The following is a 21,784-nucleotide window of genomic DNA, read 5'->3' on the forward strand; positions in this document are numbered from 1 at the left end:
AGATTCTTTTTGTTTTTCATAAGTAAGCTACCCCTCTTTGTGCTCATCGAATTGAACCGTAAAAATCGAACCCCTGCCTAATTCAGACTCCACCAGCACCTTGCCGTGATGAGCTTCTACAATCTCTTTAACAATAGACAGCCCGAGTCCGGTTCCCCCGATTTTCCTGCGATCTGAATTATCTACCCGGTAAAATCTCCCAAATAGTTTATCCAATGCCTCAGCCGGAATGCCGAGTCCATAGTCTTGAATTTTGATGTGCACACGGCCATTCTCACGTTCCACATACACATCAATCTTCGATTGATCAGGAGAGTACTTGATGCTATTGGAGATCAAATTATGAAAAACCTGTTTGAGACGTTCTTCGTCCCCATGAATAAAAAGGGATTCATCAAGGACATGCAGTTCAATCTCATGATTGTCTTTGCCCTGCCATTGATCCACGATTTCACCTACCAAATGAGCTGTGTTGAGCGTTTGAAAATGAAAGACCTGCCGTCCTGAATCCAATCGCTGCAAGTCCAAAAAATCGTTGATTAGATTGGACAGTCGCATAGATTCCTTATGAATCGTCTCTACGTACTTGACTCGCTTGTCCTCCGTGACGTTCCGGGTCGCCAAAATCTCAATAAATCCCATAATGGAAGACAGCGGAGTTCGGATTTCATGGGAAATGATGGAGACAAATTCATTTTTCATCTCATCGATCCGTTCCTCTTCGGTCCGGTCCCTGAATCCGAACAAATGACCCCTGAGCGTGTCAGCCCCCTCGTCCACTATGGGATTGACGTAACACTCATAATGCTTCATTTCACCGGAATGCGAGACTCTTGAGATCCTTTTCAGAAAAGGCGGTATAGTTTGGTTGAAATAAGCCTCGACGATGGATTTAAAAGCAGTGTCTGACGCTCGCATACCTTCGCAATATGTGAACAAACAGTCCCCTTTGTGAATCGGATTTTCAAAAAAAAGCTCCACACGGCGGTTAGCAAAAATAACTCTGCCTACCGTATCACACATGATAATAGCTTCATGACTGGACTCCAGCATCTGCTCGATAATCGTGTTCTGTTCGGAGATCGTCCTTTCCGCTTGCTGGCTTTCCCCAAGGAGCACCTTATAACTATACTCGCTGTCTTTGACTTTTCTAAAAAGATCCGCCATGTTCAGATACATTTTCGTAAATTCATAAATCATGCCGGCCAGCACAACATTCGAGCATACAAAGGAGTTCCACTTCGCCACATACCAACCCAGACTGAACCGTCCGCCTCCGCAAAGAACAATGACCACATCCAGCATCATCGCAAGGATTGCTACGCACAGCCAAGTTGAGGTTACCGTACTAGCTTTAGTCCGAACGTAAAAGATGAGCAGCGTGATGAACGTAAGCACAACGATCGGTATCCCAACAAACTTAACAAATGCGGGAGATAGCTGTCCTTGTGACAAAACGGTTGGCAGCCGCTCAACGAAATGCGTCGTAAACAACGTAAACACGGTCATCAATATGATTGTGCCAAAGAATGTACACCAACCGGCTAGCTTTGCCTTGCGAGAGCTGTACCGCACATTCCGATGTTTGGCTTCAAGTCGCAAATAAAGCAGGACTGCCACCGGAAAGCCTATGTGCCAAAGCGAATACACCCACACGGAGGTTTGTGGTCCTGAGTTGAACAACCCATTGTCAGCAAAAACACGGGGGAACGCGAGGATGTAAACTAAGCTCATGCCCGCCGAGAACAAATAACCCGCAAAAAGAGCAAGCACCGCGGGTTGGCGGGAGATTTTAAACTGACTATAGATCACATAGGCCGTAATGAGTTCGAAGCAAACAACCGTAGAAAAAATAGCCGGCTGGAAAGCCGGCATTTCTCCTAGCTGAATGCGGACAAAAGGCACAGTGAACAAAGAAATAAGGGTTACTAGAGCCCCAATGATATAAGCAAACCGCCGCTGCGCACGATTAGACGGCATCGTTAATAAATTGTATACCGCCACAGGCAGCGCTTGATGTTGACCCATGATAAACCCCCGATAATGCTTAGCTTTGTGCTTTACACTTCGACAAGATTCTACAGTTTCCTTCCGGCATACGAAAGCCTCACTTCTTATTGTGGCAAGAAATGAGGCTTCTTATGTTATCGTTTATGTATTTTCTTCCATGTGAGCCTGATAGCGCTCAAGTGAGATTAAGCGATCCTCAATGAGCTCGATACCCTCTGATTGAAGCAAAAAGCTTTGCAGCTCCGCTCCTTCATCATCTGCAATGGCAATTTCACCTTTTGCATTCACGACTCTATGCCAAGGCAGCTTATACTTCTTGCTCATGGCATGCAAGATCCGCACGACCTGACGGGCGCCTCTCGGGCTTCCCGCAAGTCGCGAAACCTGCCCGTAGGTCATCACTTTCCCTTCGGGGATGGAACGGATAATTTCGATCACGCGCTGCGTGTATGGTGTCATTTTAGTCTACAATGGCAAATTTGATGCATACCGGTTTGGACAGCGTCAGCACGCTTCCGGTTGGCAACAGCTTCCCAGTTGCGGCATCCCTTGCGAACGATACAATGTTATCGGAGTCTTTGTTTGCGACTAAAAGATGTGCCCCGTCCGGTGAAAGGGCAAAATTACGCGGATGCTTCCCAAGCGTAGGTGCATATTCAACAGGAGTCAATTTGCCTGTATCCGCATCAATAGCATACACAACTATACTGTCATGCCCGCGATTCGAGCCGTAAAGATACTTGCCGTCCGGAGAAACGTGAATATCCGCGCAAGCATTTTCACCTTCGAACGCCTCAGGCAGCGTAGAAATCGTTTGAATTTCAGTAAGCTCTCCCTGCTCCTCTTTGTAGCTAAAAGCTGTCACCGTCGAGCCTAACTCGTTGATTACATAACCATACTTGTAGGATGGATGAAAGGCAAAATGCCGCGGTCCTGACCCTGGAGCAACAGACACCTCACCATGAGGATGCAGCTTTTTCGCAGCAAGATCCAGCTTGTACAGCTTGATTTTATCCAATCCTAAATCGCAAACGCCTACATAGGTATTCGTACGATCCAAGAAAACGGAATGAGCACGCGGTCTATCCTGCACCTCCAAAAGACTGGAGCCTTCATGCTGCTGAATATCTGCATTTTCGCCAATTCGTCCGTCCGCCAGAACAGGCGACAAGCCCACCATGCCTCCGTGATAGCTCGAAACCATAATCACTTGATTCGAATGATCAAGTTGGATGTGACAAGTCGTTGCCGGAAGCGTAAGCTCATTATTCAAAAAGGCTAATTTCCCCGAGACCGTGTCAATATCATAGGAGCTTGCTGCTCCACAGCGTTGACCGTTTGCATTCGTTCCTTCCGAGATCGCATACAGCCTCCAATTTGTCGTATCGACGGATATAAACGTAGGATTTTGCAAGCCATCCACTTCATGAAGGACTTCCAGACTTCCATTCCCTTCTCCAAATTGGCAGGTATACACGCCTGGATTGCTTGAATCTGCATAGGAACCAATAAATGCTAGCGTTTTTTGGGACTTAGACATAATAACCATCTCCTATCTGTCAATTTCCTATGTGCATTATCTCAAATCCAGTCCTCAGGAGCAATATGTCGAGGGTTGGGGTATGTCTGACGGGTGATGGGCCCACTTCCGTAGCAAAGCAAATAAGCCATCTCCTCGACAGCATATACATTGATGGTGGGGAACTACGATCCGTTATTCTGGCGAACAGAGGGGGAATGTTTGGCCGGAGGGGAACCACACCACGCCAAAACAAAAAAAGACGGACGCATCGTCCGTCTTTCCCTTTATTACACCTTGCGAGATGTCAGCTTCGCTTGCGTGAAGAGCAGCAGGTAATCATATCCGCCTGCTTTGGAATCCGTTCCCGACATGTTAAAGCCGCCGAAAGGATGAACGCCGACCAAAGCGCCCGTGCATTTGCGGTTAATGTACAAGTTGCCGCAGTGTACCGTGTCAAGCGCTTCGGAGATACGCTCTTCGTTTGTCGAGAAGTACGAACCCGTCAAACCAAACTCGGTATCGTTGTACATCGCGATAGCTTCTTTCCAGTCCTTCGCTTTTGCGATGGCGAGCACCGGCCCGAAAATTTCTTCCTGCATAATGCGAGCTTTACCGCTCACATCGCCGAATACAGTAGGTTGAATATAATAGCCGTTGCCTTCCGCTTTGCCGCCGCCAGCAAGAAGTGTTCCTTCGCTTTTGCCAACTTCGATGTAATCAAGAATCCGCTCATAGGAAGTTTTATCGATCACCGGACCTGCTGCAAAATTAAGCTCAGGCAAACCGCTTTGCAGCTGGTTCGTCAAGGCAACCACTTTTTCAACCACTTCGTCATATACGGACTCTACAATGATGGCCCTGGAACCCGCGGAGCACTTTTGACCTTGAAAGCCAAAAGCCGAAGCCACGATTGCCGCTGCAGCCGCGTTAAGATCAGCTGTTTCGTCTACAACAATACCGTCTTTTCCACCCATTTCAGCAACGACACGTTTAATCCAAATTTGACCCGGAACGGTGTCAGCGGCAAGCTTGTTGATGCGTAAACCTACTTCTTTGGAGCCTGTGAAGGAGATAAAACGCGTTTTCGGATGCGTCGTTAAGTAGTCCCCAACCTCTGCGCCGCTGCCTGGAATGAAGTTGATAACGCCTGCAGGCAGACCCACTTCTTCCATGAGTGCAACAAATTTATGCGCAATTACCGGCGTCGTGGAAGCTGGTTTAAGCAGAACAGTGTTACCAGAAACAACGGCTGCCATCGTCATCCCAACACAGATAGCAAGAGGGAAGTTCCATGGAGGTATAATAACTCCAACGCCTAGAGGGATGTACGTAAGTTTGTTGTTTTCGCCGGGAATTTTGACCAGTGGCACCGTCTCGTTGATTTCACTCAGGCGAATCATTTCACGCGCATAGAACTCGATGAAATCGATCGCTTCAGCCGTATCAACATCGGCTTCCACGTAGTTTTTGCCGGATTCCAGCAGCATTAGCGCTGAGAATTCATGCTTGCGAGCACGCATCAGCGCTGCCGCTTTGAACAAGTATTCGGCACGCTCTCTTGCCGGAACCTTTTTCCAAGATTCAAACGTTTCAAGTGCAACGTTCATCGCCTTCTCAGCAAGAGCTTGGTCCGCTTTACTGACGTAACCGATAATTTCATCCACATTACCTGGGTTAATAGACGTAATTTTCGCTTCCGTCGTCACTTTCTCCGTTCCGATGTAAAGCGGATACTCGCGGCCCAATTCCTCTTTTACTTTCGAAATAGCTGCCTGCATCGCCTTTTTATTTTCCTCTAAGCTAAAATCAGTAAACGGCTCGTTCGCGTAAGGGCTCACCTTTGTAAATGTTGTCATGTTATTTCTCCTCTCCGAATGGGAAGTTTATTTGAACATATTTTTAAGAACAAACCAGACATTGGCTGGACGTTCCGCTAACCTTCTCATGAAATAACCGAACCAATCCACACCATAAGGAACATAGATACGTACCCGGTATCCTTCTTTCACTAATTGCTTCTGTAAGTCTTCACAAATCCCATAGAGCATCTGGAACTCAAACTGATCGCCCGAAATCCCGTTTGCCTTGGCAAAGTGCTTCGTAAAATTGATAATCGCTTCATCATGACTGGCGATCGCCGTATAATGGCCGTTTAGCAAATGTTTTTGAATAATCTTTTTATAGTTATCATCAACAGCGCTTTTCTCTGGAAAAGCAACCTGCGGGGATTCCTTGTAAGCCCCTTTCACAAGACGCAAGTTCGCGCCAAGCTCATGCAAATCATCCATATCCTGCATCGTACGGAACAAGTAAGCTTGAATCACGATGCCGACATTGTCGTAGTCTTTTCGCAGTTCACGATAGATGTCGAGCGATATTTGGCAGTGCGCATAGTCTTCCATATCAATCCGGACAAAATTGCCGTGCATGCGAGCCCGGTCAAGAATCCGTCTCATATTGCTTACACACAAATCTCTGCTTATATCCAGACCAAGTGAGGTCATTTTTAGAGATAAATTGGAGGTGACGCCGGATTGGGCGATGGCATCTAATGTTTGGATACACATATCAGCCGATTCCAAGGCTTCCGCTTCACTGAAAACAAATTCCCCTAAATGATCCAGTGTGGCAATACGGCCATCCTGATTGAGTCCACGCACAGCTTGAATAGATTGCTGAATGGTTTCACCGGCAACGAAACGTGCGGCGCCAAAACGTAAACCATATCGTTTCGCTAAGCGATTCGCGGTGCGGCTCTTCCCTAAAGATTGAAACATGTTTCTCATCATGAGTTCCATCTGTGTATTCCTCCAAAGGAATTTGTACAATAGTGTTTAATTTATGTTTTTATTGTACACTATAATTTATATTTTGAACACTACTTGTTTATGTGTATATTTTTCATAATTTTGAACACATTATCAACTATACTCCTATCATACTCGCCGCCCTTCCAGAACGTGTTGAATCGCCATTAGCTTCGTGGTAAATTTATAGCAAATCAACGCTCCATAAATGAGGTCGACTATGTTCAAAAATGAACACTTTCTGTTAAACACCGCGATCGTTACTGTTTCAATAGAAACAACGCTTGAGGAAGTTTCCATCTATTTAAATAAAGGCACAGGTGTCATTGCACATTCCGGCAGCCACACCTGTTTATTTACGCCGGAGGACGCCGCGCTTCTACCTGCATTGTCGGCTATGAACGTCCAGGCTTTATTGGAAAAGAGTTCTTATTTCCTTGCCGAATCTGTGCAATGGGACGACCAAGGAAATCTGGCAAGCCTCATTCCACTGACGTTGTCATCGAACCGGCCTCTTCTGATCAAGGATAAAGAAGGGAACGTTCGGGGATACTCCTCCTTATCAGACCTGCTGCGTGCTGCAACGCTAGAACAGCAAAAATCGGCGGCTTATTTCGCTGCCCTTGCTGACACCGTTACCGATGCTGTCACGGTCGTTGATCGAGACGGCGCTGTGATCTACTGGAATACGGTTGCCGAAGAGCTTTATCAGCTTCCCAGCGCAGATATTTTGGGGAAGCGGATTGGTGAGCATTTTGACGTGGAAACGTTAATGGTGCTCAAAATTTTGGACGAAGGCCGCATGATTCGAAATACGTATCACCGACCACGCCCAGACACACATGTCCTTATCAACGCCTCGCCGATCCGGGATGCCCAAGGGCTTATCATTGGCGGTATTGCGACTGAACAGGATATTACACAGTTGGTGAGGTTAAATGAACAGTTAACGGCTGCGGACTCCTTCGGGCTTCCTAATAAAGAACAAACGGAAGATTTATTTACGTTAATCAAAGGCAAAGGCCCTGCCATCGGCAAAGTCATTCAGTGGGCCAAAAAAGTGGCCGCAACAGAAACACCCGTCCTCCTCATCGGAGAATCGGGTGTTGGCAAAGAGCAGCTTGCTCATATTATTCATCAGTCCAGCTCGCGGTCCGAACATCCTTTCTTGACACTCAATTGCGGCATTGTGCCCGCGGGGCTGCTTGAGGCTGAATTATTCGGCTATCAAGGCGGAGCTTTTACAGGAAGTGAAACAGGGGAAGCCGGGAAGCTGGAACAAGCCAAAGAAGGCACTTTATTCATTAACGAAATCGAGAAGCTTCCACTGGATGTTCAAGCCAAGCTCTACCATTCTATCACGCAGCAAACCATCGTCCGTTCGGGCGGAAGCCAGCCTATCCGGGTGCGCACGCGGATTATTATTGCAACTACGCAGGATTTGGCAGCCAAGCTGGTTACCCAAGAATTCCGCTCTGATCTGTACTATGCACTTAACGTGATTTCCATCCGGATTCCGCCTTTACGCGATCGAACGGAAGACATTCCCGCTATGGTGCATATGTATCTGAAGCAGTTTTCTTTGAATTATCAGAAACCGGTTCCCGTGCTTTCGCCGGAAGTGATTTTGGCGCTCACGAACTATGCTTGGCCTGGAAATATCCAGGAATTAAAAAATGTCATCGAACGCTGCGTTATTTTAAGTGATGAGGATATCATCCAACTTGAGCACCTGCCTACAGCTTTACAAGAAGGTCAGCCTAGTCTCGCCTCGTTAGAAGGAGATTCTACTATTTTATTAAAAGCGAAAGTATCAGACGAGGAAGAAATCACACTCATCGAGGACGCACTGGCCAAGACAGCAGGAAATAAAAGCGCAGCCGCCAAGCTATTGGGCATTTCCCGAGGCACCCTTTATAACAAAATGAAAGAATATCAGATGGAGTAATCTATAGGTAAAAGTAAAAGTCCCCCTTCCATAGCCAGATGGAAAAGGGACTTTTATTAATGAACAGCCTGCTCAAGGGTATACCTGATAAAAGCCAACGTTTCATTGATTGCGTTGAGCTCATCTCCCCTGCGCCATGCCAAGGCTTGCCGGATCAACGACCCCCATTTACTTCCATGTGTTGTAGCTAGCATCCACTGGGCTGCGGCAGGTTTGGAAGCGACAAGCCCCTCTTCTATCGTGTACAAACACCTGCACATCGTAAGAATCGCATAGGCCTGATATTCACTCGATTTAAGGCGAGACGCATCTACAAATAAAGGGCTCCACCATTCGGTTAAAATTGCTTGCGCAGCTTTTTTAAGCTCGTAAGGTGCAACAGGATCAATCAGATTTTCTGGTGCTGGGCCATGCAGCGTAATGCCATGTTCACGAAGGATGGCACGCTGAATGATCCAATCACTCGCATGCCCGTCTACACCAAAACTGCCGTCACAGCGTAATGCAGGATGCCAACACTGCTGAGGATCATAGCGCTTAAGCAATTCCTGCGAAATATAAGAGCCTTCCATGTTGCCAGCCCATTTGAACCCCTGGTTTCGCAGCTCGGCATGCATCTGTTCCAAAGTTGGATGCTTCTCCGCAGGCAGTTCGGTCCGAGTTGCCACGAGAAAATCAACATCACTCGTTTCACGATTGAAGTCCCCCAGTGCCAAGGAACCGTGAACATAGACACCAACAACGTCCTGATTGAGTACACGTAGGATACCAAGAACAAGTTGCTCTAACATTTCATTGATATCTGGAAAAGGCGTAGGTTTCGGGCTAGGGATAAAGCAATTCCCCTTTCTTAACAAAGGGCTATCTCTGATACACCGCCGGGAAACTTTCTCCTGACACGATTTCGCCTGGCGCCACATGAATATGGGGTTCCATCGGATGACCGCCTGTCGGAGCGTAATACGTATGACCTGGCATATAGTGAACCGCAATTGCCCTGCGTTTCATTTCTGAACGGTTATTCGGACTGCCGTGCCATGTCAGAGAGTGGTGGTAGCCGACTTGACCTTTTTTAATTTCAAAAGGTACCGCTTCCACCTTTGCTCCTTCCGGAAGCAAATCCGGTTGTTTGTGAACCGGCATGAACTCATCGTTCGAGCCTAAATATTTTTGATGGTTGCCCCATTTATGACTGCCCGGCACCATCCACATGCAGCCGTTTTCTATGACGGCATCATCCAGTGCAACCCAGGCGCTAATGAGATCAGCTGGTTGAATCACAGGCCATAGCGGGTGATCTTGATGCCAATGTGTCGGTCCCCCCATGACAGGCGGTTTGTACTGAATTTGATCGTGCCAGATCCGAAGCGTATCCGTACGACATAGCTGCGCCACATCCTCGCATATTCTACGGTTGGACGCATGCTGCAAATACACATCGCTTGCCATCCATATATTCACGATTTGGACAACCGTTTCCTTCTTCGTTATGGTCATCCCGTAATGGGAGTTATCGAGCATATTTCGGTTGAGGATTGGCTTTTTGACAGATTTCCCTTCCATCACGTTTTCCAGTTCTTCACGTAGTTGCTCCACTTCTTCATCGGATAAAACGACGTCGCCTTTCAGAAATCCCAATTCATCGAATTGTTTGATCTGCTCTTGTGTTAGCATGATTGATTCCTCCTCGCTTGATATACCTTTATTGTAAGGTCAGCAAGCCTCCGAGTCGTTAGATATTTCCAACCTGAAATTGCACTTTTCACAGAAAAATTAACGATCAGAAATTAACCGACCTATTTTGTAAGGGCATGGTGTATGATGGTAAAGAAGCTTGTCAACCACTAAGGAGGTTTCATATGTCTGAGCAGCTTATTATTGGAAACGCTTCACATCTTTATGCCGTACAAGAAGGCTGGGGACAACTGCCGGCAGATATCCAGTATGGTTACACCCATGGGATAGTCGTAGACGATGAAGATCGTGTGTATGTCCATCACACTGGCAAAGAGTCCGTTGTTGTCTTTGACAAAAATGGCACCTTTCTCACATCCTGGGGAAGTGAATTTGAAGGCGGGGCCCACGGCTTTTACTTGCATCGCGATTCCGATGGACAGCAGTACCTTTATTTTGCAGACACCAAACGTTCCATGATTGTCAAAACGACGTTATCCGGTGAAGTACTCCTGCGGATTACCCCCCCCGATCGGCCTGATTTATATGATGCTGAGCGCAAATATGTGCCAACTGATGTTTGTGTCGCTCCTAACGGTGACATTTATGTTTCGGATGGCTATGGCCAATCCTACGTCCATCATTACAATGCAGAGGGCACATACATCCGTTCGTGGGGCGGAAAAGGAACTGAGCCAGGCAAGCTTAATTCGCCTCATGGCATCTCCATTAATCTGCGCGGAGAACAACCGGAAATCTACATAGCTGACCGCAGTAACAACCGTATTCAAGTCTTCACACTAGAAGGAGAGCATCTGCGTTTCGTTGAGCATAATCTGGATCTTCCTTGCTCTTTTTACTTCTTCGGCGATGAAGTCTATCTCCCCGATCTACATAGCCGGGTGACCATTTTGGACGCAAATGATCGCTTGATCACGCACTTAGGCGAGGATCAACAAGCCTACAAGCAGCAAGGTTGGCCGAATCTTCCCAAAAGCTATTACCGTCCGGATCGATTCAGCTCCCCGCACGGCATCTGTGTAGATTCCGAGGGCAACGTTTACTTGGCCGAGTGGATTTCCGATGGCCGGGTAACGAAGCTGGTCAGACAGCGGTAAACAAAAAGGACTATCTACAAGGTCATCATTGATGACTTTGTGGATAGTCTTTCTTTATTGACGCAAGCACACAATCTGGCTGCAACGCTCTATTCCTTTTGCAAAAGGATATAAAGGGCAGCTACTTTGCCGAAATCAGCTCGGGAACCGAAACTTCGCTTTTTGTCGCAAAAGGGGATTAAGCTTTGTTTATATGACGAAATAGGTTCATCTTAGAGATGAACCTGGGCAATTCATTGGATGAAATCCAACGAGATGTCAGAATTGGACGTGCAAATGTACTTTTCGTTGGAGTAAATCCAAACTCCATAAGGCCCATGAAAGATAAGCAAGCTGGGCATATCCTCCACCGCTACCCCTTCCGCCCCTCCAGCAGTTGATCCCGCATCCAATCATTTTGCACGATACCATCGCCATCCTCGTACAAAATATGATAGAGCCGCTTACGCAACTCGGCGACAGCAGTCTTGTTAGCCGGATGATGAATCACGTTATGAAGCTCATGCGGGTCATGGCGCATATCGTAAAGTTCATCGACATCTGTACAATTCCAGATGTATTTCCACTCCCGGGTGCGAATCATTCGCTGCGTGTAGAGGCCGAATTGTCCGCCATTGTAAGAGGCGACAACTTCTTCGCGCCACCCCCCCGGATCAGCGCCCAGAAGCAGCGGCAGCAAGGATTCCCCATGAAGCCGATGATCCACTGGCGGCTCCGCTTCGCCGATAGCCAAGAGTGTAGGCGGCAAATCCAGCAAGGTCTGGACGAATCGCTCGCAGCGGCTGCCTGGCGCAATAACTCCAGGCCACCTAATGATTAGGGGAACCTTTACGACGTCCTCGTATAGGACGTAATGTTTATCCAACATGCGGTGCCCGCCGCACATGTCGCCATGGTCGGTTGTGAAAATGACAACCGTGTTCTCATTTTGTCCCAAAGCGTCTAACTCCGCGAGAAGCTTCCCAACAGCATCGTCTAACTGCGAGATGATCGCATAATAACGAGCGACGATTGGCGCCCAATCCGCCCAATCATAATGCTCGATTTCCCAATTTCTAAGCTGCTGGCTCTGAATATAAGGCTTATTCGCAAACGTTTCACGGAAACTTCCCCATTCGGGAATGCTCTCCGGTGGATACATGGCAGCGAATTCGGCAACCGGGCGGCAGGGCAGATGAGGCTCCTGGAAATTTACCCGCAACTGCCAAGGTGAACCGGCGCTTTCCTCCGACAGCTGCTTCATCAACGCCGTGGCCATGGCGGCCGTCTGGTGTGTGCGCGTATCCTCCAGCGGCAAAGGGTCGATTTCGCCAAAGAACCCGCCCGTATACCCCAGCTCCGGGTACCGTGCCTTTGTCCGCTCCCGGTACTTCTCATCACTGGAAACGAACATATTGTACCCATAATGTGTCGGATCATAGGTCGGATGGACATCCCATTTGCCAATATATCCGTTCATGTAGCCCGCCGCTTGCAAAGAACGGGCCCACGAGAAGCTCGTGGGCTCCAGTGCGCCGATCCGCATGCCCAAAGAGAAGTTCCAAAGTCCGCCGAAGGCTTCAGCCCTTCTGCCACAGACGAAAGACTGCCTCGCGGGGCCACAGATGGGAATATGATTATAGGCACGGTCAAACCACATACCCTCAGACGCGAGCTTATCGAGATGAGGTGTCGAAACAGGCGCCTGATTACTATAACCAAGGCAATCATAGCGCAGTTGATCGACCACGATGATAAGCATATTAGGCTTTTGAACCGTCTCCGTCAAAGTGATTACCTCCCCGCATGCCTGGCTGCGGAAGCTTCGTCGAACCTGTCTCGCCGAGGATCCTGTATCCATTCATCCCAGGTCAAGCCATACTGCAGCAAAATCTCATGGATACGATTGCGAAACGGAAGGCCTACTTCGATCTGTTTCAGCATGGGATCCGCCCGTCCATTCAGCATTTTTTCCGTCCAATTGTCCAACTGATAGGCAAGCTCATCGGCAATGGCCGGAGAACTTTCGGCGATATTCACTGTTTCATCCGGGTCAACACGCAAATCGAACAGTTCCCTTGGTGGACGAACAAAAGGTCCTGCATCCAGTGTGCGAATAAATTTATAATCCTTCGTCACAATCCCTCTGCTCGCTTGCCAAGCGCATTCACTTAAATAGACGGCATCATGCGTTCCATCCGCTTCCCCGCGTATACTCGGCCACAAGCTGCGCCCGTCAATGTTCGTCGGTGTCATGATACCGGCTGCTTCCAAGATGGTCGGCAGCATATCGACCTGCTGAACTAAGCCTTTAACTCGGCGTCCTTCCGGAATTCGTCCAGGCCATCTCATAATCATCGGCACTTGAACCGAGGTTTCGTATAATCCGCAGTGATCCCAGTAAATATCATGCTCCGTCAAGCTTTCTCCATGATCGCCGAACAAAATCAACAAGGTGTCCTCATAGACCCCTTCCGCAATAAGCAGCTCATCAAGCTCACGCAGACGATCATCGAGATAACGCACTTCTGCATCATAAAGCGCATTAACGTACGCAGCATCCGTTATAGGGCCGAGCAAGTCATAATGATGATGCTTAAAAAACGGATAAGCCGCATGATTATATGCGGCATCCATACTGCGATTGGCCGGATCATAAGGGTCCCGGGTCTGATCATAGAAAGCCGGCACATAACTTGCCGGAGGCTGGTAAGGTGTATGCGGATCCCAATAATGCAGGAACAGAAAGAAATCATCTTCTTTATGCTCGCGAATCCACTTGAAAGCAAGCTCATTCACCGACTTCCCGTCGATGCTGCGCGTCTTTTGAACCGAGTTGATGTAATATCGGTAACCTCTCGCGAACCATTCCTTTAATTGATACAAATTATCGACAGCAGCCGTCGTAAAACCTTGATTTTGTAAAAGAGATGGCAGCCACGACTCTTTCTTGGGCAGCTGCGTTAGCGGTGATCCGTGTGAAACGACACCTGTTCGCAGCCCTACTTTCCCCGTAAATATACCGGTATGGGCCACTTCCGTTGGGATATCTGCTGCATACGCTCTTTCGAACAGAACACCTTGCTCCGCGATTTGGTCCATGTAGGGCGAAGTCGGCTTCCCATAGCCATAACAGCCCAGCCGGGAGGCGCGCATCGTGTCCATTGAGATGAAAACAATGTTCATACGGCCTCACTCCGTCCTGTTTTTGTCATCAAGTAATCCATGATTAAAGCGACATTGCTCTCTACTTCGTCCACATGCGTTTGAATCACGATGTCCGGCTGCTCCGGCATTTCATATGGATCTCCAATACCTGTAAATTGCTTAATTTCATCGTTTCTGGCCTTGGCATACAGCCCTTTCACATCTCGCCGCTCACATTCTTCAAGAGGGCAATCCACGAAAATTTCAACATAACCGGGCAGCTCGGCACGGGCATGCGCTCTCATCTCTTCATAGGGCGTAATGGCCGATACAATGACCGTAACACCGTTGCGCGATAACAGTTTGCAAAGAAAAACGATACGCTCAACGTTCGTGATGCGGTCCTTCCTGCTAAAGCCCAACCCTTGGGAAATCGTCTGCCTTAGCTCGTCTCCATCGAGCAGCTCTACTTTCCTGCCGCTGACGCGAAGTGGCTCAACCAAGGCACGAGCCGTCGTTGATTTGCCTGAGCCCGAGAGACCGGTGAACCACAGTACCTCTCCATCTTTACTCATAACCTTCCTCCTTCGGATCGGTCTTTAGGAAATCGGGATAACAGCACCATTGGCCAGATGGGAACGGATCGCCGCCTCAATAATTTCTTGAACAGCCAAGGCGTCCGCCCCGGATGCTGTAATTTGTTCAGGAGGAACTCCCTCCTTCACTTCCTGTATAAAGGCATCCAGCCGCAGACGAAACGTATCCTCGAAACCGCGCATTCCGCTCATAATAGAATTCCGGTAAACCCTCAGGTCTTCCTGACGATGTGGATAGTACGTAAGCGATTCAAACACATTATCCAAAACAAATCTGCCTTGATCGCCTGCGACCTCACAAGCCTCAATGGGATGAATGCCGAACATATCGTAGCTGCCCAGCAAATGGCCCACCGCGCCAGAGGCAAATTCCAAATTAATGGAAGCCGTTGACCACACCGTGCGACCAGGGGCCTTCGTCAAAAAAGCTTGAACACGGCGAACCTCACCTGCAAAATAACGCATCACATCAAGTGAATGCGGATGCAGAGCGCGCAAATGGATCCAGGGACTGGATTCATTCGGATTGCCGATCGTCAGCTTCATATTGACAAAAAGCGGTTGGCCGATATCGCCATTCATCATCCACTGCTTCGCCTTCTTGGCAGCCGGCGTGAAACGATGATTGAGATTACAAGCGAAACGAACGCCTTTTTCTTTCGCAAATTGAACCATTTCCCGGGCTTCTTCCAGTGAATTGGAAATGGGCTTTTCGACCAGTACGTCCTTACCGGCCGCAATGGCTTTCATAACAGGCTCTCGGTGATGAGAGCCGTTATCGATTCCTCCAGTAGCCACGCTGATAATATCCAGTTGTTCAGCTTCAAGCATGGTATCCAGGTCATAATAGGCTTTCACGCCAAACTGTGCAGCGACAGAATCCGCCAGCTCTTTGTTCAAATCGCAGATAGCGATGAGATCGCTATCTGCATGTTCCTTGTAACAACGGCAATGTATACGTCCAATGTGATTAACTCCTACAACGGCTATTCTCAGCATGTCGTGTCAGCTTCCACTTCTGCGGGTTCCCCTTCCGCTGCTGCCACCGGTTCGGCTTCCTTCTCTTTCGTTTGCAAGGATCGTGCCGTCCTCGGGGAACCGATGTGCATGGAGTCAAAAGCCTGCTGAGAAGTCTTGAACGGACCGCATCCTAATCCATGCCAATTCAAGTTCGTATAGATCGGATTCTCACGTCCTGTTTCTTGTTCCCGCTTCGCGATATGCGCATTTAACCGGCTCATGAGATGGGCCGCTACTTCCGGCTCTTCATCAATGAGGTTATGCAGCTCCTCAGGATCGCGAACCAAATTATACAGCTCCACTGGAGGCTTGAAATGCAGATCCGGCTCAAGCGCTACAATCAGCTTCCATTCCGGCGTCCGCCAACCATGTTTACGCATCCATGTACATTCCGTAATGTACATTTCACTTTCCGGCACCCGCTCCTCGCCTTTCACAAGTGGAATTAAGCTGCGGCCATCGAATGGAATCTCACACGGTATACCCAGAAGTTCCACAATAGTCGGCATTACATCTTTAATTTGCGAGGAGCTGGATACTCGCTTACCTGCCGGGAGCTTGCCCGGGAAACGCAGAATGAGCGGAATTCGCAAATTCGTTTCATACAGTCCATGATGGTCATAATAACAGTCATGCTCATTTAAAGTTTCACCATGATCGGAGGTGATGACCACAAGCGTTTCATCTTCGATGCCAAGGGACTCAAGCGCCGTGAATATGGACTGAATGCCCGCATCCATGTAGGCAATCGCGCCATCATACTGCGCATCAATATATTTGCTGTCAGTACATCCCTCAGGGAACCAGGAGCTGAAATAGTCGGCGAATGGTTTAAAATCGTAAAGCTCATCCAAAGAGTGATTGTCGGGATCGCACTCATTGCCGTCATAAAACATCCGTTCAAATGGCTTAGGCGGCAAATAAGGCGAATGCGGATCCATATGGCGCAAGAAGAGAAAAAATGGCTTCCCCTCTTCCTTAAGGCGCTTCATTTCCGGGATGGCGACACGGTTCAAGTTGTCCGCTTTCGGGCTTCTTCCCGTTTCGTCAGGTCCCCAGCCTTCGAAATCGATATATTTCTGAAAGCCGCGTGCCGAGGGGTTGCCTGTGAAGCCGATACACGTTGTATTGTAACCGTTCTCTTCTAGCAGCTCGGAGAGCATCTTGACATGGTCGCCGACAGGTCCGCCGTGCCGCAGCGCGACAACGTCCGTTCCGAAGCAATCCATACCCGTGAGCATGGAGGCATACCCCGGCGTCGTTGGAATACTCGGGGAGAAATGCTGTTCAAACAGCACGCCCCCTTGGCTATATTGGTCAATATGCGGGGTTGTCAGCCGGTGATAACCATAACCGCTCATATGATCTCGACGTAAGCTATCTATACCAAGCAGCAGTAAATTCGGCATTTTAGATGTCATGGGAATTACTCCTTCTCCGTTTATAATCGACTTATCTTGCTCCAAAAGAGCGCAGTACCGCATTCAAATAGCCATAGCTTTCAGCCGCTACAATAGAAACCTGTGCGAGAGAGTGCCCATTGGCGCCAATGACTTCAAGACACACAGGACCTTCATAACCATTATCTGCAAGCACTTTGCAGTAGCCAATCAAATCAATGTCTCCACGCCCGCATGCCTGCTTGTCGATTGTGCCTGGCCCCGCTTGTCTGCCGCTGCAGTCGCGAATATGAATATGCTTCACGCGCGAGATCACAGCCGGTAAAGCCGCTTCCGGATTCTCGCCGGCCCGATAAATATGACTAGGGTCCATATCGATGCCAAAAGATGGATTCTCAATTGCCTCGATCGCTCTTAATGAGGTAGGCGTATTATAAATCGAACCGCCGACATGCGCTTTCACGCAAAGCGTAACCCCGTATTCACTTGCGAGTTTTGACATTCGCGTCAGCTTTTCAATCGTGAATTGCAAATCCTCTTCGACGTCCGACTTTCCGCCCGGTCCCACATTGACAACCGGGATCCCGAGCTCTGCCGCCGCTTCAAAAGCAAGCGGAAGCCTCGTCTCATTCAGCTCAGCCACTTCCATCGACAGAAGCTTCAGCCCAGCCTCCTCGGCGATTCTACGAATCTCCGGTGCCTGCTCCCGCCAGTTGTCAAGCTCAATGTGCTCGCACATGCCTTTGATCGCCGAGATCTCCACACCATCATAGCCGCAAAGCTTAATATGCTGCGCTGCCGTAGCGAAATCAAAATCTTTGAACAGTACGGAATTTATCCCTAATTGCATCATGGTTTACAGCCTCCCAAGTTAAAGTTCAACAATGCTTGACGTTTCAAATGAACGAATAGCCGCTTCAATAATCGTCTGTGCCTTCAGCGCCTCTTGGCCCGAACCATTGATTTGATCGTAAGGCACTTTGGCATCCAGCTGCTCAATCCAGTCGCTGATGCGACTTTTAAACGTTTCGTTGAAATGGCGCATGCCGCCCAAATAGCTGTAGCTTTCCGTTGAAATGCTATGACGGGGGTAGAAAGTTAAGTGCTCACAAGCGTCGTCCAGCACGAAACGGCCTTTGGAGCCGACAACTTCGCAGCGCTCCAAACCGTAACTGGCTCCAGCATCATAGCTGCCGACGAGGTTCCCGATGGCGCCATTTTCAAACTCAAGCATTACCTGCGTATTGGACCAAATTTTCCTGTTTTCGCCTTTCATCATGAAGGCGGCTACCCGTTTCACATCCCCGCAGAAATAACGAATCACATCGAAGGAATGCGGATGAAGCGCGCGCAAATGGAACCAAGGCGAAGTTTCGACCGGGTTGTTGATCCACATTTTCATATTAATCATATGTAACTGACCTAGACGGCCTTCCTCTACCCATTCTTTGGCACGAAGCGCTGCAGGCGTAAAACGATGATTCAAGTTGACGGCAAAAGGAATCTGCTTCTCTTTGGCAAGCGCCACCATCCGCTCCCCTTCGTCAATCCGGTTGGAAATCGGCTTTTCCCCAAGAACAGGAATGCCCGCCTCGAGCAGCTCCATCGTAGGCTGATAATGCTCGCCGCCATTCTCTTCCCCTTTGGTCGCCATCGAGCAAGCATCCAAATGAATGCCGCTGGCCAGCATTTCCTGCACGCTATAGAAAGCTCTGCAGCCGAATTTGGCCGCAGCCGCATCTGCTTTCTCCTTGATGATGTCACATACAGCAACAAGCTCTGTTTTCGCATGTTCATGGTACACATTGGCATGAATGGAACCGATATTGCCAACCCCTACAACCCCAACCTTTAACGTCATCGTCTATTCCTCCCGTTTCTTCTACTGAATTTCCTGTGTGTTCACCAACACTTCCCCGTGTAAATCACGATACTGCCCTGGCGAGCATCCGACCCTCCGTCTGAACAATTGTGTGAAAAAGGCCGGGTCCTCATAGCCAACACGCTGGGCGACATGAATCACTTTGTCATCGCCTTCTACTAAATACTGCTTAGCCCGTTCAATTCGAATGTCATGAATACGTTCCGTTACGGTTTGATTCGTTTCCTGTTTAAACACCCTGTTGAGCTGCCTGCTGCTCACATTAAACAACTCGCACAAATCGGGAATGGTCATTTTTTTATCAAAATGACGCTCCAGAAACCCGGTGATCCGGCGTACAAGTATGGTATGATTCGCTGATCTTGAGCTCTTTTTCTCCTTGTTGGTGGAATCCGCATAGCAGCGAGATAACAGGATGAGAAGCTGGAGCATTTGCAGTTTAATGAGCGTTAGATAGCCCGGCCGGTGATGCTCCCATTCTGAAATCATCGTTTCAAGCAAAATAAGAACATGGTTCGATGCTTGCCCCATCAAATTCAACCTGTGATGAAAGCGCTCTCTTGGATTTAAGAAAGGATGCACATAATAGTAATCCATGGACTGTGACACGCCCAATTCCTTCAGCAGAGACTCATGAATTAATTCTGGCGTGAAGAGACAATTAATAATCTCGATGCCTTCTCCCGGCTTCGTACGATACGTATGAACTTCCCCGGGGTTAATAATAAAAACATCGCCCGTTTGGATCTGGTAGGATTCTCCTTCAAATACATGATCCGCTTGACCGCTAACCACATAAACAAGTTCGATAAAGTCATGTGAATGAACCAATGGCGTATTATCTTGATGATGGAAGCAGCGGTTAATGTAGAACGGAATTTGCTTGTCTTTCATGAATTGACTTTGTCGCAGGAGATTAACCATATGTACAATTCCTTTCTTTGCTTCTGTCTTCATCATAAGGCATCCAACTCACGCTTTCATTGCGGTTTCAGCCATCTTACAAGGGTATTGCGCCATATTCATTTGCTCTTAAACTTGAATAACATTAATGAACTTACGCTGGAGCAGCTGAACGTGATCAAGAGGCGTTTGTTCATCCGTAATGAGATGATGAATCTGGTTCCAAGCCCCGATCATCGTAAAAGCCTGCATATCAAATTTGCTGTAATCCGCGAGGACAAATACCTGTTCGGCCATGCCGATCATTTTCCGTTTCACCCTCGCTTGCATTTCATTCGACTCGCTGATGCCCCGCTCCATATGTACGCCTTTGCAAGAAACGAACGCTTTATTTACATGATACTCTTCCAAGGCCTGCTCCGTCAGCGGTCCAACGAAAGAAAGTGAATTTGGCACAAGGATGCCTCCTGTGCTGATGACGCTGACGTTCTTTTTCTCGCTTAGAACCAAAGCCACCTTCAAGGAGTTGGTGATGACGGTGAGTGGAATGTCGGGCAGCAGCTCTGCCAAATGCCATGTCGTGGAGCTCGCATCGAGGACGATGCGATCATGCGGTTCCACAAATTTGGCAGCTTGAGCCGAAATACGCTGCTTTTCCGTCACATGCACCGTTTCCCGCAGCTCATACGACGTTTCGGACGTTTGCGGCTGCAGACGAATCGCGCCGCCGTAGCTGCGCAGCAGCCGGCCTTCGTTCTCCAAACGGTCCAAGTCCCGGCGGATCGTTTCTTCCGTAACCCGGCATATCTGGCTAAGTTCAGTGACGCGCATGCTCCCCCGCTCGTTAACCAGCCGTAGAATGTGCTGAACCCTTTCCGCGACTAGCATCATCAAACACCTCCCTGAGCTTCAGATTTCCGATTCGTTGTAGCGGACAATTAGCGGGCTTGGTCAAACGCGATCACCCGATCACGAATTTCACAGAAATTATGGATATTGACATATTCCAAAATAAAAGGGACACCTTCCGCATGCTCATGATACAAATCGAGCAGCTTTCTCCAGTCAATATCCCCATCCCCAACGCAGCGCCCGTAGGTATCATTGACTTTGCGGTCTTTCCCGTGAAAGTAAGCCAAATGCGGAGCTAAATACTGGAACATCTCCTCTTCCGAACTGTTCGCGATTAAATTCGCCGGATCCAGGAGCACTTGAACGTGCGGTGAGCCCACCTGCGCCAGGAAATCGGCTGTTCGTTTCGCGCTGGGCACAACATCCAAGACGCAGGGTTCAAGCGCAAGCTTAATGCCGTAATGTCCTGCACGCTCGCCAAGCCAGCTTATCTGCTGTTTGAGACGTTCGAAGTCTTTTTCGTACGAATCCGCTTGAATGCCCCTTTTTCCCGGAATGAATCCACACTCCGTTGCCACGACCGGTACGCCGGTCCCGGCAGCAATTTGCATATGCCGTTCAAAATACTGCAAATTCGCCTCCATTTCCTGCTCATCCGTTTCCAACAAATTCGTAAATACGCCAATTGAGGCAACTTCAATGCCATGTTTGCGATAGGTCTCTACGATTTCTTGACTTCTTTTATCCGTTAGATCACTAAGATCACTCCGCCCGTTGTAACGCCAATAGTTAGAATCCGTTTGGGAGAAGCAAAGCTCTGTCCATCTGAACCCGCGCTCAGCCAGTAGCGCTGCCACCTCTTCATTTGATAATTGCGGAAAACTGCGCGAAACCACACCTACATCCATAAGAGAATACCCACCTTT

The 21,784-nt window shown here is 48.5% G+C and carries 19 protein-coding genes; 2 read left to right on the top strand and 17 right to left on the bottom strand.

Features of this window, described 5'->3' with window-relative positions:
- Positions 1 to 27 precede the first annotated feature (27 nt).
- From RQP52_RS14775 to RQP52_RS14795, 5 genes are all read right to left on the bottom strand, one after another.
- On the bottom strand, positions 28 to 2,028 hold the full coding sequence (locus RQP52_RS14775; RefSeq protein WP_315952464.1) for an MASE4 domain-containing protein: 2,001 nt from the start codon (positions 2,026 to 2,028) through the stop codon (positions 28 to 30).
- A gap of 123 nt (positions 2,029 to 2,151) precedes the next feature.
- Positions 2,152 to 2,469 (bottom strand): MGMT family protein, encoded by a 318-nt coding sequence (locus tag RQP52_RS14780; RefSeq protein ID WP_315952466.1) that lies wholly within the window; start codon positions 2,467 to 2,469, stop codon positions 2,152 to 2,154.
- Between the two features lies 1 nt (position 2,470).
- Positions 2,471 to 3,550 carry a lactonase family protein gene (locus tag RQP52_RS14785; RefSeq protein WP_315952468.1) on the bottom strand — a complete coding sequence of 360 codons (1,080 nt, stop codon included), beginning with the start codon at positions 3,548 to 3,550 and terminating at the stop codon, positions 2,471 to 2,473.
- A 269-nt stretch (positions 3,551 to 3,819) separates the two neighbouring features.
- Entirely contained in the window at positions 3,820 to 5,388 is a 1,569-nt protein-coding gene (gene pruA / locus RQP52_RS14790; RefSeq protein ID WP_315952470.1) for an L-glutamate gamma-semialdehyde dehydrogenase, read from the bottom strand.
- Between the two features lie 27 nt (positions 5,389 to 5,415).
- A complete protein-coding gene (locus RQP52_RS14795; RefSeq protein WP_315952471.1) occupies positions 5,416 to 6,330 on the bottom strand; it encodes a proline dehydrogenase in 915 nt (304 codons plus the stop codon).
- Between the two features lie 229 nt (positions 6,331 to 6,559).
- Between RQP52_RS14795 and RQP52_RS14800 the strand changes: the two genes are divergently transcribed.
- Entirely contained in the window at positions 6,560 to 8,287 is a 1,728-nt protein-coding gene (locus RQP52_RS14800; protein ID WP_315952473.1) for a sigma-54 interaction domain-containing protein, read from the top strand.
- Positions 8,288 to 8,343: 56 nt separating this feature from the next.
- Here RQP52_RS14800 and RQP52_RS14805 read toward each other — a convergent pair whose 3' ends face one another.
- Entirely contained in the window at positions 8,344 to 9,078 is a 735-nt protein-coding gene (locus tag RQP52_RS14805; RefSeq protein WP_315952475.1) for a nucleotidyltransferase domain-containing protein, read from the bottom strand.
- 70 nt (positions 9,079 to 9,148) lie between these two features.
- The gene (locus tag RQP52_RS14810) at positions 9,149 to 9,961 is read right to left on the bottom strand and encodes a phytanoyl-CoA dioxygenase family protein (protein ID WP_315952476.1); all 813 of its coding nucleotides are present in this window, start codon (positions 9,959 to 9,961) and stop codon (positions 9,149 to 9,151) included.
- A 185-nt stretch (positions 9,962 to 10,146) separates the two neighbouring features.
- Between RQP52_RS14810 and RQP52_RS14815 the strand changes: the two genes are divergently transcribed.
- A complete protein-coding gene (locus RQP52_RS14815; protein ID WP_315952478.1) occupies positions 10,147 to 11,079 on the top strand; it encodes an NHL repeat-containing protein in 933 nt (310 codons plus the stop codon).
- A gap of 352 nt (positions 11,080 to 11,431) precedes the next feature.
- Here the strand turns inward: RQP52_RS14815 and RQP52_RS14820 are convergent, their stop codons facing one another.
- The 10 genes from RQP52_RS14820 to RQP52_RS14865 all read right to left on the bottom strand — a co-directional run bounded on the left by RQP52_RS14820 (position 11,432) and on the right by RQP52_RS14865 (position 21,766).
- Positions 11,432 to 12,847: a sulfatase-like hydrolase/transferase gene (locus RQP52_RS14820; protein ID WP_315952480.1), complete on the bottom strand. Its 1,416-nt coding sequence runs from the start codon at positions 12,845 to 12,847 to the stop codon at positions 11,432 to 11,434.
- A 5-nt stretch (positions 12,848 to 12,852) separates the two neighbouring features.
- Positions 12,853 to 14,244 carry a sulfatase family protein gene (locus tag RQP52_RS14825; RefSeq protein WP_315952481.1) on the bottom strand — a complete coding sequence of 464 codons (1,392 nt, stop codon included), beginning with the start codon at positions 14,242 to 14,244 and terminating at the stop codon, positions 12,853 to 12,855.
- Complete coding sequence (gene cysC, locus RQP52_RS14830) at positions 14,241 to 14,780, bottom strand: adenylyl-sulfate kinase (RefSeq protein ID WP_127450158.1); 540 nt, start codon at positions 14,778 to 14,780, stop codon at positions 14,241 to 14,243. Before cysC ends, RQP52_RS14825 begins: the two co-directional genes overlap by 4 nt.
- A gap of 24 nt (positions 14,781 to 14,804) precedes the next feature.
- Positions 14,805 to 15,800, bottom strand: a complete 996-nt coding sequence (locus tag RQP52_RS14835; RefSeq protein WP_315952483.1) for a Gfo/Idh/MocA family protein — start codon at positions 15,798 to 15,800, stop codon at positions 14,805 to 14,807.
- On the bottom strand, positions 15,794 to 17,242 hold the full coding sequence (locus tag RQP52_RS14840) for a sulfatase (protein ID WP_315952484.1): 1,449 nt from the start codon (positions 17,240 to 17,242) through the stop codon (positions 15,794 to 15,796). Before RQP52_RS14840 ends, RQP52_RS14835 begins: the two co-directional genes overlap by 7 nt.
- Positions 17,243 to 17,273: 31 nt before the next feature.
- A complete protein-coding gene (locus RQP52_RS14845; RefSeq protein WP_315952486.1) occupies positions 17,274 to 18,074 on the bottom strand; it encodes a sugar phosphate isomerase/epimerase family protein in 801 nt (266 codons plus the stop codon).
- 18 nt (positions 18,075 to 18,092) lie between these two features.
- Complete coding sequence (locus RQP52_RS14850) at positions 18,093 to 19,082, bottom strand: Gfo/Idh/MocA family protein (RefSeq protein WP_315952487.1); 990 nt, start codon at positions 19,080 to 19,082, stop codon at positions 18,093 to 18,095.
- Positions 19,083 to 19,103: 21 nt separating this feature from the next.
- Positions 19,104 to 20,060: an AraC family transcriptional regulator gene (locus tag RQP52_RS14855; protein WP_315952488.1), complete on the bottom strand. Its 957-nt coding sequence runs from the start codon at positions 20,058 to 20,060 to the stop codon at positions 19,104 to 19,106.
- Positions 20,061 to 20,135: 75 nt separating this feature from the next.
- Complete coding sequence (locus tag RQP52_RS14860) at positions 20,136 to 20,894, bottom strand: DeoR/GlpR family DNA-binding transcription regulator (protein WP_315952772.1); 759 nt, start codon at positions 20,892 to 20,894, stop codon at positions 20,136 to 20,138.
- A gap of 50 nt (positions 20,895 to 20,944) precedes the next feature.
- On the bottom strand, positions 20,945 to 21,766 hold the full coding sequence (locus RQP52_RS14865) for a sugar phosphate isomerase/epimerase family protein (protein WP_315952490.1): 822 nt from the start codon (positions 21,764 to 21,766) through the stop codon (positions 20,945 to 20,947).
- Positions 21,767 to 21,784 lie beyond the last annotated feature (18 nt).

The organism is Paenibacillus violae (assembly GCF_032461945.1).
Classification (GTDB): Bacteria; Bacillota; Bacilli; order Paenibacillales; family NBRC-103111; genus Paenibacillus_E; species Paenibacillus_E violae.